General features: G+C 65.5%; 10 protein-coding genes and 3 rRNA genes. 11 read left to right on the forward strand and 2 right to left on the reverse strand.

The annotated features are described in order from the left end of the window. Positions 1 to 25: 25 nt before the first annotated feature. Both ptsP and J8403_RS37785 read right to left on the reverse strand, forming a co-directional pair. On the reverse strand, positions 26 to 1696 hold the full coding sequence (ptsP, locus tag J8403_RS37780; protein ID WP_211127112.1) for a phosphoenolpyruvate--protein phosphotransferase: 1671 nt from the start codon (positions 1694 to 1696) through the stop codon (positions 26 to 28). A gap of 108 nt (positions 1697 to 1804) precedes the next feature. Then, positions 1805 to 2251, reverse strand: coding sequence for a PTS sugar transporter subunit IIA (locus J8403_RS37785; RefSeq protein ID WP_093468922.1), 447 nt, complete (start codon positions 2249 to 2251; stop codon positions 1805 to 1807). Positions 2252 to 2811: 560 nt separating this feature from the next. Between J8403_RS37785 and J8403_RS37790 the strand changes: the two genes are divergently transcribed. The 11 genes from J8403_RS37790 (at position 2812) to J8403_RS37840 (ending at position 16447) form a co-directional block, all read left to right on the forward strand. Then, positions 2812 to 4338, forward strand: a 16S ribosomal RNA gene (locus tag J8403_RS37790). A gap of 287 nt (positions 4339 to 4625) precedes the next feature. Then, a 23S ribosomal RNA gene (locus J8403_RS37795) occupies positions 4626 to 7744 on the forward strand. Between the two features lie 100 nt (positions 7745 to 7844). Beyond that, a 5S ribosomal RNA gene (gene rrf, locus J8403_RS37800) occupies positions 7845 to 7961 on the forward strand. Together the 16S, 23S and 5S rRNA genes form the textbook arrangement of a ribosomal RNA operon. Positions 7962 to 8108: 147 nt before the next feature. Next, a complete protein-coding gene (gene clsA, locus J8403_RS37805; protein WP_211127113.1) occupies positions 8109 to 8717 on the forward strand; it encodes a cardiolipin synthase ClsA in 609 nt (202 codons plus the stop codon). Positions 8718 to 8831: 114 nt separating this feature from the next. After that, the gene (locus tag J8403_RS37810; RefSeq protein ID WP_093468924.1) at positions 8832 to 11327 is read left to right on the forward strand and encodes a mannose-1-phosphate guanyltransferase; all 2496 of its coding nucleotides are present in this window, start codon (positions 8832 to 8834) and stop codon (positions 11325 to 11327) included. Between the two features lie 117 nt (positions 11328 to 11444). Then, positions 11445 to 12371, forward strand: coding sequence for a DUF881 domain-containing protein (locus tag J8403_RS37815; protein WP_211127114.1), 927 nt, complete (start codon positions 11445 to 11447; stop codon positions 12369 to 12371). Next, a complete protein-coding gene (locus tag J8403_RS37820) occupies positions 12368 to 12700 on the forward strand; it encodes a small basic family protein (RefSeq protein ID WP_014058688.1) in 333 nt (110 codons plus the stop codon). The genes J8403_RS37815 and J8403_RS37820 overlap by 4 nt, the downstream gene beginning before the upstream one ends. Positions 12701 to 13269: 569 nt before the next feature. Beyond that, a complete protein-coding gene (locus J8403_RS37825) occupies positions 13270 to 14193 on the forward strand; it encodes a DUF881 domain-containing protein (RefSeq protein ID WP_425519917.1) in 924 nt (307 codons plus the stop codon). 130 nt (positions 14194 to 14323) lie between these two features. After that, positions 14324 to 15151: a double zinc ribbon and FHA domain-containing protein gene (locus J8403_RS37830; protein ID WP_425519858.1), complete on the forward strand. Its 828-nt coding sequence runs from the start codon at positions 14324 to 14326 to the stop codon at positions 15149 to 15151. A gap of 17 nt (positions 15152 to 15168) precedes the next feature. Further along, complete coding sequence (ftsR, locus tag J8403_RS37835) at positions 15169 to 15921, forward strand: transcriptional regulator FtsR (RefSeq protein ID WP_211127115.1); 753 nt, start codon at positions 15169 to 15171, stop codon at positions 15919 to 15921. 52 nt (positions 15922 to 15973) lie between these two features. Then, positions 15974 to 16447, forward strand: coding sequence for a bifunctional nuclease family protein (locus J8403_RS37840; protein WP_014058684.1), 474 nt, complete (start codon positions 15974 to 15976; stop codon positions 16445 to 16447). Positions 16448 to 16563 lie beyond the last annotated feature (116 nt).

Here is a 16563-nt window from a genome sequence, read left to right on the forward strand (position 1 = left end):
GCTCACGGTCAGGAGCTCACCCGGCTCATTCGCCGGACAGCACCGCCTGCGCCGCCCGGCGGGCATCCTCGGCGGTGTCCGCCGCGCGCGCCGCGGACGCGGCACGCTCGCACTGCGCGAGCGTGTGCTTGGCCAGCGTCGCGCGCACATACGGAAGGGAGGCCGCACCCATGGAGAGGCTGGTGACGCCCAGACCGGCCAGCACACACGCCAGCAGCGGATCGGAGGCGGCCTCACCGCAGACCCCACAGCTCTTGCCCTCGGCCTGCGCGGCCTCCGCCGACGCCGCCACCAGGTCGAGCAGCGCGGGCTGCCACGGATCCTGCAGCCGCGAGACCGCACCCACCTGACGGTCGGCCGCGAAGGTGTACTGCGCCAGGTCGTTGGTGCCCAGCGACAGGAACTCGACCTCCTGAAGGATCGAGCGCGCCCGCAGCGCGGCGGACGGAATCTCCACCATCGCGCCGAACTTGGCCCGCAGCCCCGCCTCACGGCACGCGTCCGCGAACGCCTTGGCATCCAGCCGGTCGGCCACCATCGGGGCCATGACCTCGAGATAGACCGGCAGCCCCTCCGACGCCTTGGCCAGCGCCGTGAGCTGTGTCCGCAGCACCTCGGGGTGGTCCAGCAGGGTACGCAGACCGCGCACACCCAGCGCCGGGTTGGGCTCATCGGCCGGGGTGAGGAAGTCCAGCGGCTTGTCCGCGCCCGCGTCCAGGACCCGCACCACCACCCGGCCCTCGGGGAACGCCTCCAGCACCTGGCGGTACGCCTCGACCTGCTTCTCCTCCGACGGCGCCTGGGTGCTGTCGTCGAGGAAGAGGAACTCGGTGCGGAACAGCCCCACACCCTCGGCGCCCGCCTCGACCGCCGCCGGCACATCGGCCGGTCCGCCGACGTTCGCCAGCAGCGGCACCTTGTGCCCGTCCGACGTCGCGCCCGGACCGGAGGAGGCGGCCAGCGCGGCCCGGCGCTCCTCGGCGGCCCGGGTCAGCTCGGCCCGCTTCTCCTCGCTCGGGGACACGAAGATCTCACCCGTGCTGCCGTCCACGGCGATCAGGGTTCCCTCGACCAGATCCCCGGCACCGGGCAGCGCGACCACGGCCGGCACTCCCAGGGCACGGGCGAGGATCGCGCTGTGGCTCGTCGGCCCGCCCTCCTCGGTCACGAACCCCAGCACCAGCGTCGGGTCGAGCAGCGCGGTGTCGGCGGGGGCGAGGTCCCGCGCGATCAGCACATACGGCTCATCACTGTCCGGCACACCCGGCATCGGCACACCCAGCAGCCGCGCCACGATCCGGTTCCGCACATCATCGAGGTCGGCCACCCGGCCCGCCAGATAGTCACCGGCCCCCGCGAGCAACGCCCGGTAGGCGGCGAAGGCGTCGTACACCGCGCGCTCGGCGGTGCTGCCCACGGCGATACGCCGCTCGACGTCGGCCATCAGCTCCGGGTCCTGCGCCATCATGGCCTGCGCCTCGAGCACGGCCTGGGCCTCGCCGCCCGCCAGATTGCCACGCGCGACCAGATCGGCCGCCACGGCCTCCACGGCCTGGCGCGCCCGCCCCTGCTCACGCGGCGCCTCATCGGCCGGAATCTGCCTCGCCGGCGGCTCCAGGACCGCCGTCCCCATATGGCGCACCTCGCCGATGGCCACCCCGTGGCTCACGCCGACGCCTCGCAGCGTTGTCTCCATGTCACCCGTCCCCGGTCGATACGGCGGAACCCCGCCATGGTGGATGTCGTACCAGCAGTGCGCGCCGCACGGCTCCGGTCCCCACCGGCCGCCGAGCGTACGCGCGGCTCACCAGTTGAAGAGCGTGTCGCCCGGCTTCACGTCGACGTCCTGCTTGACGTCGGACAGGGCATCGGCGGTGGCCTCGAGCGCCACGATCGGGCAGATCGGCGACTTGCCCGCGGCCACGGCGGTGGCCGGGTCCCAGCGCACGATCGCGTCGCCCCGCTTGACGGTGTCCCCCTTGTTGATGAGCACCTCGAAGCCCTCACCGTTCAATTGCACCGTGTCGATGCCGAGGTGGGTGAGCACACCGTGCCCCTCCCCGTCCACGACGACGAACGCGTGCGGGTGCAGAGAGACGACGATGCCGTCGACCGGAGCCACGGCCACAAAGGGCTCGAGCACCGGGTCGATCGCCGTGCCCGGACCGACCATGGCGCCGGAGAACACCGGATCGGGAACCGCTTCGAGTCCGATCACGCGGCCGGTGACCGGTGAGGTCACGCTGGTCATGGGGCCTCCCGGGGTGAAGAATCATCACGCGCCGTCACCGTCTGTCCAGGACAGCGCACTGCCCAGAAGAGTAAGTCATAGGAACTTCGGATTCCGCACACGTGGCGCTGGCAGAGTGGACGCTCGGGCCTGGAATCGATTTGCCACGGCCGCGCGGGGCGCTGTACTGTCGTAGCCCTGCCCACCGGATGAAGCACTGCGGTCATCTGCGTGTACATCCAGGTTCAGGGCGGCGCCATCAGCTACTTGATCCAAATCTCGGATCCGCTTTCGCATGCCTTGCGAAAGACACCGGTTCGGAGAGCGGGAAATGGTCTGATAGCGTGTGAAACACCGAAGGGAAGCGCCCGGAGAAACCGGTGAAACGGTTTCGAAGGAAGCGTCCGTTCCTTGAGAACTCAACAGCGTGCCAAAAGTCAACGCCAGATATGTTGATAACCCCGTCCATCTCGGACGAGGTTCCTTTGGAAAATACACAGCGAGGACGCTGTGAGCGGACTGGATTATTCCTCCGGTCTGCTCCGCTCTCGTGGCTGTGTCACCGGGATATCCCGGAAGCATTCACGGAGAGTTTGATCCTGGCTCAGGACGAACGCTGGCGGCGTGCTTAACACATGCAAGTCGAACGATGAACCGGTTTCGGCCGGGGATTAGTGGCGAACGGGTGAGTAACACGTGGGCAATCTGCCCTGCACTCTGGGACAAGCCCTGGAAACGGGGTCTAATACCGGATACGACACGCTCCCGCATGGGATGCGTGTGGAAAGCTCCGGCGGTGCAGGATGAGCCCGCGGCCTATCAGCTTGTTGGTGGGGTGATGGCCTACCAAGGCGACGACGGGTAGCCGGCCTGAGAGGGCGACCGGCCACACTGGGACTGAGACACGGCCCAGACTCCTACGGGAGGCAGCAGTGGGGAATATTGCACAATGGGCGAAAGCCTGATGCAGCGACGCCGCGTGAGGGATGACGGCCTTCGGGTTGTAAACCTCTTTCAGCAGGGAAGAAGCGAGAGTGACGGTACCTGCAGAAGAAGCGCCGGCTAACTACGTGCCAGCAGCCGCGGTAATACGTAGGGCGCAAGCGTTGTCCGGAATTATTGGGCGTAAAGAGCTCGTAGGCGGCTTGTCGCGTCGGATGTGAAAGCCCGGGGCTTAACTCCGGGTCTGCATTCGATACGGGCAGGCTAGAGTTCGGTAGGGGAGATCGGAATTCCTGGTGTAGCGGTGAAATGCGCAGATATCAGGAGGAACACCGGTGGCGAAGGCGGATCTCTGGGCCGATACTGACGCTGAGGAGCGAAAGCGTGGGGAGCGAACAGGATTAGATACCCTGGTAGTCCACGCCGTAAACGTTGGGAACTAGGTGTGGGCGACATTCCACGTCGTCCGCGCCGCAGCTAACGCATTAAGTTCCCCGCCTGGGGAGTACGGCCGCAAGGCTAAAACTCAAAGGAATTGACGGGGGCCCGCACAAGCGGCGGAGCATGTGGCTTAATTCGACGCAACGCGAAGAACCTTACCAAGGCTTGACATACACCGGAAACCTCTGGAGACAGAGGCCCCCTTGTGGTCGGTGTACAGGTGGTGCATGGCTGTCGTCAGCTCGTGTCGTGAGATGTTGGGTTAAGTCCCGCAACGAGCGCAACCCTTGTTCTGTGTTGCCAGCATGCCTTTCGGGGTGATGGGGACTCACAGGAGACTGCCGGGGTCAACTCGGAGGAAGGTGGGGACGACGTCAAGTCATCATGCCCCTTATGTCTTGGGCTGCACACGTGCTACAATGGCCGGTACAATGAGCTGCGAAGCCGTGAGGTGGAGCGAATCTCAAAAAGCCGGTCTCAGTTCGGATTGGGGTCTGCAACTCGACCCCATGAAGTCGGAGTCGCTAGTAATCGCAGATCAGCATTGCTGCGGTGAATACGTTCCCGGGCCTTGTACACACCGCCCGTCACGTCACGAAAGTCGGTAACACCCGAAGCCGGTGGCCCAACCCTTGTGGGGGGAGCCGTCGAAGGTGGGACTGGCGATTGGGACGAAGTCGTAACAAGGTAGCCGTACCGGAAGGTGCGGCTGGATCACCTCCTTTCTAAGGAGCGCATAGCCGACTGCGAGCGCATGTCTCGCACGGTTTGCTCATGGGTGGAACGTTGACTATTCGGCACAGTCCTTCGTGTGATGACCGCTAGTACTGCCCCTCGGGGCGTGGAACACGGCTCGGAACACAGGACGGTGTCGGGCACGCTGTTGGGTGTCTGAGGGCACGGGCAATTTTTGCTTGTTCCTTCGACCGGTCCCGGTGAACCACATCAATGGGTGTGGGTGACGGGGTACGGGTCGTTGTTTGAGAACTGCACAGTGGACGCGAGCATCTGTGGCCAAGTTTTTAAGGGCGCACGGTGGATGCCTTGGCACCAGGAACCGATGAAGGACGTGGGAGGCCGCGATAGGCCCCGGGGAGCTGTCAACCGAGCTTTGATCCGGGGGTGTCCGAATGGGGAAACCCGGCAGTCGTCATGGGCTGTCACCCATACCTGAACACATAGGGTATGTGGAGGGAACGCGGGGAAGTGAAACATCTCAGTACCCGCAGGAAGAGAAAACAACCGTGATTCCGGGAGTAGTGGCGAGCGAAACTGGATGAGGCTAAACCGTATGTGTGTGATACCCGGCAGGGGTTGCGCATACGGGGTTGTGGGAGTGCTCTTGATCGGTCTGCCGGCCGGTCGGTGAGTCAGAAATTGTTGATGTAGGCGAAGGGCATGCGAAAGGCCCGGCGTAGAGGGTAAGACCCCCGTAGCCGAAATGTCAGCAACTTGCTTGAGTATTTCCCAAGTAGCACGGGGCCCGAGAAATCCCGTGTGAATCTGGCGGGACCACCCGCTAAGCCTAAATATTCCCTGGTGACCGATAGCGGATAGTACCGTGAGGGAATGGTGAAAAGTACCGCGGGAGCGGAGTGAAATAGTACCTGAAACCGTGTGCCTACAAGCCGTGGGAGCGTCGCCGTGTTCTTCGGAGCACGGTCGTGACTGCGTGCCTTTTGAAGAATGAGCCTGCGAGTTTGCGGTGTGTTGCGAGGTTAACCCGTGTGGGGAAGCCGTAGCGAAAGCGAGTCCGAATAGGGCGTTTTAGTAGCGCGCTCAAGACCCGAAGCGGAGTGATCTAGCCATGGGCAGGTTGAAGCGGAGGTAAGACTTCGTGGAGGACCGAACCCACCAGGGTTGAAAACCTGGGGGATGACCTGTGGTTAGGGGTGAAAGGCCAATCAAACTCCGTGATAGCTGGTTCTCCCCGAAATGCATTTAGGTGCAGCGTCGTGTGTTTCTTGCCGGAGGTAGAGCACTGGATAGGCGATGGGCCCTACCGGGTTACTGACCTTAGCCAAACTCCGAATGCCGGTAAGTGAGAGCGCGGCAGTGAGACTGTGGGGGATAAGCTCCATGGTCGAGAGGGAAACAGCCCAGAGCATCGACTAAGGCCCCTAAGCGTACGCTAAGTGGGAAAGGATGTGGAGTCGCAGAGACAACCAGGAGGTTGGCTTAGAAGCAGCCATCCTTGAAAGAGTGCGTAATAGCTCACTGGTCAAGTGATTCCGCGCCGACAATGTAGCGGGGCTCAAGCGTACCGCCGAAGTCGTGTCATTGCAGCATGAGGTCCAACGACCGCTGTGATGGGTAGGGGAGCGTCGTGTGCCGGGTGAAGCAGCCGTGTAAGCGAGTTGTGGATGGTTCACGAGTGAGAATGCAGGCATGAGTAGCGATACACACGTGGGAAACGTGTGCGCCGATTGACTAAGGGTTCCTGGGTCAAGCTGATCTGCCCAGGGTAAGTCGGGACCTAAGGCGAGGCCGACAGGCGTAGTCGATGGACAACCGGTTGATATTCCGGTACCCGCTTTGAAGCGCCAACGTCGAACCAGGCGATGCTAAGTCCGTGAAGCCGCCCCGGAGCCTTCGGGCAAAGGGGAGTGGTGGAGCCGACGGACCAGACCTGTAGTAGGTGAGTGATGGGGTGACGCAGGAAGGTAGTCCAGCCCGGGCGGTGGTTGTCCCGGGGTAAGGGTGTAGCCCGAGGGGTAGGTAAATCCGTCCCTCATGTGGGTGAGACCTGATGCCGAGCCGATTGTGGTGAAGTGGATGATCCTATGCTGTCGAGAAAAGCCTCTAGCGAGTTTCATGGCGGCCCGTACCCTAAACCGACTCAGGTGGTCAGGTAGAGAATACCGAGGCGTTCGGGTGAACTATGGTTAAGGAACTCGGCAAAATGCCCCCGTAACTTCGGGAGAAGGGGGGCCATTGCTGGTGATCCGATGTACTCGGTGAGCTGGTGGTGGCCGCAGAGACCAGCGAGAAGCGACTGTTTACTAAAAACACAGGTCCGTGCGAAGCCGTAAGGCGATGTATACGGACTGACGCCTGCCCGGTGCTGGAACGTTAAGGGGACCGGTTAGTCACATTTCGGTGTGGCGAAGCTGAGAACTTAAGCGCCAGTAAACGGCGGTGGTAACTATAACCATCCTAAGGTAGCGAAATTCCTTGTCGGGTAAGTTCCGACCTGCACGAATGGCGTAACGACTTCTCGACTGTCTCAACCATAGGCCCGGTGAAATTGCACTACGAGTAAAGATGCTCGTTTCGCGCAGCAGGACGGAAAGACCCCGGGACCTTTACTATAGCTTGATATTGGTGTTCGGTTCGGCTTGTGTAGGATAGGTGGGAGACTGTGAACTCTGGACGCCAGTTCAGGGGGAGTCATTGTTGAAATACCACTCTGGTCGTGCTGGATGTCTAACCTGGGTCCGTGATCCGGATCAGGGACAGTGTCTGGTGGGTAGTTTAACTGGGGCGGTTGCCTCCTAAAGAGTAACGGAGGCGCCCAAAGGTTCCCTCAGCCTGGTTGGCAATCAGGTGTTGAGTGTAAGTGCACAAGGGAGCTTGACTGTGAGACCGACGGGTCGAGCAGGGACGAAAGTCGGGACTAGTGATCCGGCGGTGGCTTGTGGAAGCGCCGTCGCTCAACGGATAAAAGGTACCCCGGGGATAACAGGCTGATCTTCCCCAAGAGTCCATATCGACGGGATGGTTTGGCACCTCGATGTCGGCTCGTCGCATCCTGGGGCTGGAGTCGGTCCCAAGGGTTGGGCTGTTCGCCCATTAAAGCGGTACGCGAGCTGGGTTTAGAACGTCGTGAGACAGTTCGGTCCCTATCCGCTGTGCGCGTAGGAGTCTTGAGAAGGGCTGTCCCTAGTACGAGAGGACCGGGACGGACGAACCTCTGGTGTGCCAGTTGTTCTGCCAAGAGCATGGCTGGTTGGCTACGTTCGGGAGGGATAACCGCTGAAAGCATCTAAGCGGGAAGCCTGCTTCGAGATGAGGACTCCCACCCACTTGATGGGTTAAGGCTCCCAGTAGACGACTGGGTTGATAGGCCAGATATGGAAGCCGGGTAACCGGTGGAGTTGACTGGTACTAATAGGCCGAGGGCTTGTCCTCAGGTGCTCGCGTCCACTGTGTTGGTTCTGAAGCAACGAACCGTATTGAACCCCCCTTTGTTGTTCCTTTGGGGTGTGGTTCCGGTTCAACTTCATAGTGTTTCGGTGGTCATAGCGTTAGGGAAACGCCCGGTTACATTTCGAACCCGGAAGCTAAGCCTTTCAGCGCCGATGGTACTGCAGGGGGGACCCTGTGGGAGAGTAGGACACCGCCGAACAATTCTTCAAAAAGACCCCGATGGGAATCTACTTCCCTCGGGGTCTTTTTTATGTCCATGTCCGGTACGCCCCGGTGCGGAACCCATGCGGGCCTACCGGTAGAGTCATGGAGCATCATCGGCCTGTTTCTCACGGGAGGCTCCCGGGTGGAGGTACAGGAGACACGAGTTCAGACGGACCGTGTGCTCACCATCCCGAACATCCTCAGCGCGGCGCGCCTCGTCGGCGTGCCGCTTTTCCTGTGGCTGATCCTCCGGCCCGAGTTCGGCGGGCCCAAGAGCGACGGCTGGGCACTGCTGGTGCTGGCGTTCAGCGGTGTCAGCGACTATCTCGACGGGAAGCTGGCCCGTCGCTGGAACCAGATCAGCAGCCTCGGCCGGCTTCTCGACCCGGCGGCCGACCGGCTCTACATACTGTCGACGCTTGTCGGTCTCACCTGGCGCGAGATCCTGCCCCTCTGGCTGACCGCGGTCCTTCTCGCGCGAGAGCTGGTCCTGCTGGTGATGGTGGGCATCCTCCGGCGCCACGGCTATCCGCCGCCCCAGGTGAACTTCCTCGGCAAGGCGGCGACCTTCAACCTGATGTATGCCTTCCCCTTGCTCCTTCTGAGTGAGGGAAGTGGCTTGCTTCACACGACCGCCGCAATTTTCGGATGGGCGTTCGCCGGATGGGGTACAACACTCTATTGGTGGGCAGGAGTCCTCTACGTGGTTCAGGTCCGCCGACTTGTCAGGGCGGACACCGCGGCCGACTGAGCTCGCCGTAGCGGCGTCCATATGAGGCCGGGGCCCGTAGCACGGTAAGTGTAAGGGCCATCGGGCGTGCACGGTCGGCATGACCGTCGTCTCTTCAAGGAGGACGCTTCCGACATGAAGGCCGTCGTGATGGCAGGGGGCGAGGGAACTCGTCTGCGCCCGATGACCTCGACCATGCCCAAACCGCTGCTGCCCGTGGCCAACCGGCCGATCATGGAGCATGTGCTGCGGCTGCTGAAGCGGCATGGGCTCAGCGAGACCGTGGTGACAGTCCAGTTCCTCGCGTCCCTGGTGAAGAACTACTTCGGTGACGGCGAGGAGCTCGGCATGGAGCTCACGTACGCGAATGAGGAGAAGCCACTCGGCACTGCCGGTAGCGTCAAGAACGCTGAGGAAGCGCTCAAGGACGACACCTTCCTGGTGATCTCGGGTGACGCCCTGACGGATTTTGACCTCACGGATCTGATCAATTTCCATAAGGAAAACGGAGCCCTTGTCACCGTCTGTCTGACGCGCGTCCCCAATCCCCTCGAATTCGGTATCACCATCGTCGACGAGGCCGGAAAGGTCGAGCGTTTCCTGGAGAAGCCCACCTGGGGTCAGGTCTTCTCCGATACGGTCAACACCGGCATCTATGTCATGGAGCCGGAGGTCTTCGACTATGTCGAGCCCGATGTTCCGGTCGACTGGTCCGGAGATGTCTTCCCTCAGCTGATGAAGGAAGGCAAGCCCATCTTCGGGTATGTCGCCGAGGGCTATTGGGAGGACGTCGGCACCCATGAGAGCTATGTGAAAGCCCAGGCCGACGTTCTCGAGGGCAAGGTCGATGTCGAGCTCGACGGATTCGAGATCTCGCCCGGCGTATGGGTCGCCGAAGGAGCGGATGTGGATCCGGAGGCCGTGCTCCGCGGCCCGCTCTACATCGGCGACTACGCCAAGGTGGAGGCCGGTACCGAGATCCGTGAGCACACCGTCGTGGGCTCCAATGTCGTGGTGAAGAGCGGCGCCTTTCTGCACAAGGCGGTGGTGCACGACAACGTGTACGTCGGCCAGCAGAGCAATCTGCGCGGCTGTGTCATCGGGAAGAACACCGACATCATGCGCGCCGCCCGGATCGAGGACGGGGCCGTCATCGGTGATGAGTGCCTGATCGGCGAGGAATCGATCGTCCAGGGCAATGTCCGGGTCTATCCGTTCAAGACCATCGAGGCGGGTGCGTTCGTCAATACCTCGGTGATCTGGGAGTCCCGGGGGCAGGCCCATCTGTTCGGCGCGCGCGGCGTCTCCGGCATCCTCAATGTGGAGATCACTCCGGAGCTCGCGGTGCGGCTCGCCGGAGCGTATGCGACGACCCTCAAGAAGGGCTCCACGGTCACCACCGCGCGTGACCACTCCAGGGGCGCGCGGGCGCTGAAGCGGGCGATGATCTCCGCCCTGCAGACCAGCGCCATCGACGTACGGGACCTGGAGAACGTGCCGCTGCCGGTGGCCCGGCAGCAGACCGCGCGAGGCAGTGCCGGCGGCTTCATGATCCGGACCTCGCCCGGGGTGCCCGACTCGGTGGACATCATGTTCTTCGACGAGCGGGGCGCCGATCTGTCCGCGGCCGGTCAGCGGAAGCTGGACCGGGTCTACGCCCGGCAGGAGTACCGCCGGGCCTTCCCGGGCGAGATCGGTGACCTGAGTTTCCCGTCGAGCGTCTTCGACTCGTACACGGGCTCGCTGCTGCGCGCCGTGGACATCAGCGGGATCGCCGAATCCGGTCTCAAGGTCGTCGTGGACGCCGCCAACGGAAGCGCCGGGCTGGTGCTCCCGAGCCTGCTGGGACGGCTCGGGGTGGACGCGCTGACCATCAACCCCGGTCTGAACGAGGCGCGTCCGACGGAGACCGCCGACGCCCGCCGGTCGGGGCTGGCCCGGCTCGGCGAGATCGTCGCCTCGGCGCGTGCCGCGTTCGGAGTGCGGTTCGACCCGGTCGGTGAGCGGTTCTCGCTCGTCGACGAGCGGGGCCGCATCGTGGAGGACGACCGGACGCTGCTGGTGATGCTGGACCTGGTGGCCGCGGAGCGGCGCAGCGGGCGGGTGGCGCTTCCGGTGACCACGACGCGTATCGCCGAGCAGGTGGCGGCGTATCACGGCACGCAGGTGGAGTGGACGACGACCGCGGCGGACGATCTGACCCGGGTCGCCCGGTCGGAGACCACCATCTTCGGCGGTGACGGGCGCGGCGGATTCATCATCCCCGAGTTCAGCAGCGTCTTCGACGGTACGGCCGCCTTCGTCCGGCTGATCGGGCTGGTGGCGCGCACCCAGCTGACGCTGAGCCAGATCGATGCGCGCATCCCGCGGGCGCATGTCCAGCGGCGCGATCTGGCCACCCCCTGGGCGGTCAAGGGCCTGGTCATGCGGCATGTGGTGGAGGCGGCGGGCGACCGTTCCGTGGACACCACCGACGGGGTGCGGGTCGTGGAGGCCGACGGGCGGTGGGTCATGGTGCTGCCCGACCCGGCCGAGGCGGTCACCCATCTGTGGGCGGAGGGCCCGGACGACGCGTCCGCGCAGGCCCTGCTGGACGAGTGGTCGAGCGTGGTGGACAGCGCGGGGCGCTGATCCCGAGGCCGTCTCCGCACGTCTGAGCGCGTGGGGGCCGCCGCCCCGAGGTCCCCGATCCGGCACGCCGGAGGGGCCATTCGGTGGCGGCGGCCCCCACGTGCGACGATGTGCGGCATGTCGCAGCCGCCCCCCGTTCGGAGCACAGCATCGCCGCGCCCTCGTCCGCGCCTCGACGCGTCCATGTCGCTGCTGACCAATGTGATGGACCACAGTCTCGACGACGGCTACGCCGAGGCCGCCGCGCGGCGCGGTGAGACCGGTCGCTCGGGCCTGCCGCGCACCATGCGGGCCAAACTGGGGCTGGCTCTCGGCCTTGTCCTGGTCGCGGTGGTCATCACCGTCGGCGCCGCCGAGGCGCGGATATCGGCGCCCACGCTGGCCAAGGAGCGGGGAGAACTCATCGACCGTATCGAGACGGGGAACTCGAACGCGGACGAGCTCGCCAGGAGCGTGGACAAGCTCCGTGGCGAGGTCGGGGAGAAGCAGCGGCAGGCACTGGAGAAGCACGGCGGAGCCAAGGCCGATCTGGTGGCGCTGCTCTCGGGGGCCAACGAAGTGACCGGCCCCGGGGTGAAGCTGGTGGTCGACGACGCCAAGGGCGCGGCCGGCAGCGGCGGGGGACCGCGGGAGAGCGCCGACTTCTCCGATACCGGCCGGGTGCGCGACCACGATATGCAGCGCGTCGTCAACGGCCTGTGGGAGTCGGGCGCGGAGGCCATCTCGATCAACGGGCAGCGGCTGACGGCGCTCTCGGCGATCAGGGCCGCGGGAGACGCCATACTGGTCGACAACAAGCCGCTGGCGCCGCCGTATACGGTGCTCGCGGTGGGGGACGGGCAGCGGCTGAGCACCGCTTTCCAGAACAGTGCGGACGGCCAGTATCTGCATGTGCTGCAGCAGAACTATGACATCCGCACGAGCATTTCCGCCCAGGACTCGCTCCGGCTTCCGGCCGCGCCGAGCCTGATCGTACGCACCGCGGAACCGATAGCCGGTGGCTCCGGCAAGGGTGACGCCGACACAGGGAAGGGCACATCGTGATCGCCGTATTGGGGCTCATCGTGGGAGTCGTGGTCGGGCTTGTGGTCCGACCCGTGGTGCCGACGGTGGTCGAGCCCTATCTGCCGATCGCCGTCGTGGCGGCACTCGACGCGGTCTTCGGGGGCTTCCGGGCGATGCTGGACGGGATCTTCGACGACAAGGTCTTCGTCGTATCGTTCCTGTCCAATGTGGTGGTGGCCGCACTGATCGTCTTCCTCGGCGACAAGCTGGGCGTCGGTGCCCAGCTGTCGACGGGAGTCGTGGTGGTGCTCGGTATCCGGATCTTCTCCAACGCGGCCGCAATCCGCCGCCATGTCTTCCGGGCGTGACGCCGATGACGACCGACGACACCCCTGAGAAGCCCGAGCGGCCGGAGTCGGCCGAAAACCGACGGCCGGCCGAAACGCCGCGACAGTCGGCCGAAACGCCGCGACTGGCCGAGGGGGACGCGAAGCCCGAGAAGCCGGAGCCGGCAGCGAAGGCCGACAAGCCCGAACCGGCCGCTGAGCAGCCGCGGCGATCGCCCGAGCCGCCGCGGAGGCCGGAGACGGCCGAGAAGCCCGCGCCCTCCGGGGAGCCGCGTGAGCGGGCGCGGCCCTCGGTGGCCGAAACGCCGCGGCCGGGCACCCCGTCGCCCGCCCGGAAGCCCGAGCACCGTGACGTACGGGAGCGGCCGGGCAGGCCCGCCGGGCCCCCGCGGAGTGAGCCGGGCAGGCCCTCTACGCCTCCGCGAGGTGAGCAGGGCAGGCCCGCCGGGCCCCCGCGGAGTGAGCCGGGCAGGCCCTCTACGCCTCCGCGAGGTGAACAGGGCAGGCCGTCCACGCCCCCGCGACGCGAGCCGGCCAGGCCCGCCGGGCCGCCGCCGGGCGGTCTCAAGGACGTCGCTCTCCGGACGCCCCTGCCCAAGGCCGTGCTGCCCGAGGCCCTGCCGCCGCAGGCCCAGGACCGGCCCGTCAAGGCGGGTGGCAGGCCCACTCCGCCCACCGAGGGCACCAGGCCCCCCGGCGGGCCCGGGAGCGGCTCCGGAGAGCGTGTGGGGCCCGCCCCCGGCCCCGGAGCCGGGCAGGGCGGCCGTGGGGCGGAGAAGGGGTCGGAAGCGGCCCTGTCCGGCCGCCAGCGGCTGCTGAAGGGCGTATGGCCGCCGCGGCTGACCCGTGCGCAGCTGATCGTCGCCCTGCTGCTCTTCGGCCTCGGCCTGGGCCTCGCCATCCAGGTGCGCTCGACCAACGAGAACAGCGTGCTGCGCGGCGCCCGGCAGGAGGACTTGGTCCGGATCCTCGACGAGCTGGACTCCCGCACCCAGCGGCTCCAGGACGAGAAGCGCCGGCTGGAGAACCAGCGCACCGAGCTGGAGAACAGCTCGGACCAGGCCGAGGAGGCCCGCAAACAGACGCTCCAGAAGGAGCAGCAGCTGGGCGTGCTCGCGGGTACGGTGGCAGCACAGGGTCCCGGCATCACGATCACCATCGACGACTCCCGGGGCTCCGTGGAGTCGGACATGCTGCTCGACACGGTGCAGGAGCTGCGCGCGGCGGGCGCCGAGGCGATCCAGATCGGCAAGGTGCGGGTGGTCGCCGGCACCTACTTCGCGGACAGCGGTGGCGCGATCCAGATCGATGGACAGAAAGTGACGCAACCGTATGTTGTGAAGGTGATCGGCAAGCCGGAAGATCTGGAGCCGGCGCTGAACATCCCCGGCGGGGTGGTGCAGAGCCTGGAGAAGGAGCAGGCCACTGTGTCCGTGCGGCGGGAGAAGAAGATCGTTGTGGATGCCTTGCGATCGGCGAAGCGGCCTGACTACGCTCGGTCGTCATCACGGTGAGGCGGTTCGAAATGAGGGTCTCTCGGGGAGACCATGTGGACGCGGGGGGTCAACGCACCAGAAGATCCGCGCGTGATGGAAACTGTCTGGTGGTCACGGACGTTGTGAGGATGTCCGGACCGTCTGGTGTGTGCATCGAGGGTTTGTCCTGCCCCACGGGCGGGTCTGTTTCAGTCAAGGGGAATCGCCCGTGAAGTTGTTCGGGAAGTTGTTCGGCAAGAGTGCCCGCCAGGATGGCGGCAGCAGCACCGCTCGCCACCGCGCCTCGCGTGCCGCGGAGGAGAGCGGAGGGGGGACCGAGGAGCGCCCGCTGTTCCGGGACCAGGTCGGTGCCCAGGGCGAGTCTGTTGACCCCTCCGCGACCGGCCCCATAGGTTTCCAGGAGCCAGCGGCCGCTCACAGTGGTGGAGGGTTCGGCTTGCCTGTCTGTCAGCGGTGCGGCCACCGGAACGCGGAGGCCAGCCGGTTCTGTTCCAATTGCGGCGCCCCGCTGCGGGGCGGCGCGCCCTCCGAGCGTGCCTCGGAGACCACCTCCACCATCTCGATCTCGGGTCTCGAGGCGTACGACTCCGAGGTGACCGGGCAGACGCCGCTGCCGTCGCTCAGCCCGGAGGCGCAGGCCGCCGTCGAGGCGCTGCCGATGGGTTCGGCGCTGCTGGTGGTCCGCCGCGGGCCGAACTCGGGCAGCCGCTTCCTGCTGGACAGTGATGTCACCACGGCGGGCCGTCACCCGCAGAGCGACATCTTCCTGGACGATGTGACGGTCTCCCGCCGCCATGTGGAGTTCCGGCGCGGCCAGGACGGCAGCTTCACCGTCTCGGACGTCGGCAGCCTCAACGGTACGTACCTCAACCGGGAGCAGATCGACGCGCCGGTGGTGCTGGCCAGCGGCGACGAGGTGCAGATCGGGAAGTACCGGCTGGTCTTCTACCCGAGCCAGCGGGGCGTCGGCATCTGACCCGTCAGGGGAGGTCCATGCTTCAGACACCGTCGGGCGGTGCCGGTACCGGCACCGCCCCCACGGGCAGCCGGTCGATGAGCATCGGCACCGTGCTGAATCTGTTGCGGGACGAGTTCCCCGAGGTCACCATCTCCAAGATCCGCTTCTTGGAGTCGGAAGGTCTGGTCGAGCCGCGGCGGACGCCCTCCGGCTATCGCAAATTCAGCCGGCGGGATGTGGAGCGGCTCGGCCATATCCTCCGGATGCAGCGTGACCACTACCTGCCGCTCAAGGTCATCCGGGAGCATCTGGACGCCCTGGAGCGGGGCGAGCCGTTGCAGCTTCCTGCCGTCTCGCAGGGAGCGCTGCAGCCCGGTGCGCTCGACGGCGGTACCGGGATGGGCGCGGGCGGCCCCACGGCCGCCCGGCTGGGTCGTGCCGAGTTGCTGGCAACGGCCGAGGTCAGCGAGGTGCAGCTGGCCGAATGGGAGTCGTACGGGCTGCTCGCGCCCACCGCGGACGGCGGGTACGACATCGAGGCGGTGACCGTCGCCCGGCTCATCGCCGAACTTGGTCGTTTCGGCCTGGAACCACGTCATCTGCGAATCATGAAAGCCTCCGCCGAGCGCGAGGCCGGAATGGTCGAGCAGGTGGTCGCTCCGCTGCGGTTGCATAGAAACCCGCAGACCAGAGCGCATGCGGAGGCCAGCGTGCGGGAGCTTGCCACGCTCTCCGTACAGCTGCACGCGGCGCTGGTGCGGTCGGCTCTGAGGGTCCAGGAGCGGTGAGCGACCGGGCCCCGACTATCCAAACCGGCCGGGCACGTCCTAGGGTTGCTGTGTGAACGAGCTCGACGTCGTGGGTGTCCGGGTGGAAATGCCCTCCAACCAACCGATCGTGCTCCTGCGTGAAGTGGGAGGCGACCGGTACCTCCCCATCTGGATCGGACCAGGTGAGGCGACCGCGATCGCCTTCGCTCAGCAGGGCATGGCTCCGGCGCGCCCGCTGACCCATGACCTTTTCAAGGACGTACTCGAAGCGGTCGGCCAGCAGCTCACGGAGGTCCGGATCACGGATCTGCGCGAGGGGGTCTTCTACGCGGAGCTGGTCTTCGCCAGCGGCGTGGAGGTCAGTGCCCGGCCGTCCGACGCCATAGCGCTCGCGCTGCGCACCGGAACGCCGATCTACGGCAGCGACGGCGTGCTGGACGACGCCGGTATCGCGATCCCGGACGAGCAGGAGGACGAGGTGGAGAAGTTCCGCGAGTTCCTCGACCAGATCTCGCCCGAGGACTTCGGAACCAGCAGCCAGTGAACGGTATGCCGGTCCTCGCTCGCGCATTCGAGTAGCCTTTCCCGGACGAGGGACACGGGAAACCACCCTTAGGGTGATTATCACTCGGCGTGCCGAGTGTGGCGATCGTTGACGCA

Origin of the sequence: Streptomyces yatensis (genome assembly GCF_018069625.1) — a bacterium.
In the GTDB taxonomy this organism is placed as follows: domain Bacteria; phylum Actinomycetota; class Actinomycetes; order Streptomycetales; family Streptomycetaceae; genus Streptomyces; species Streptomyces yatensis.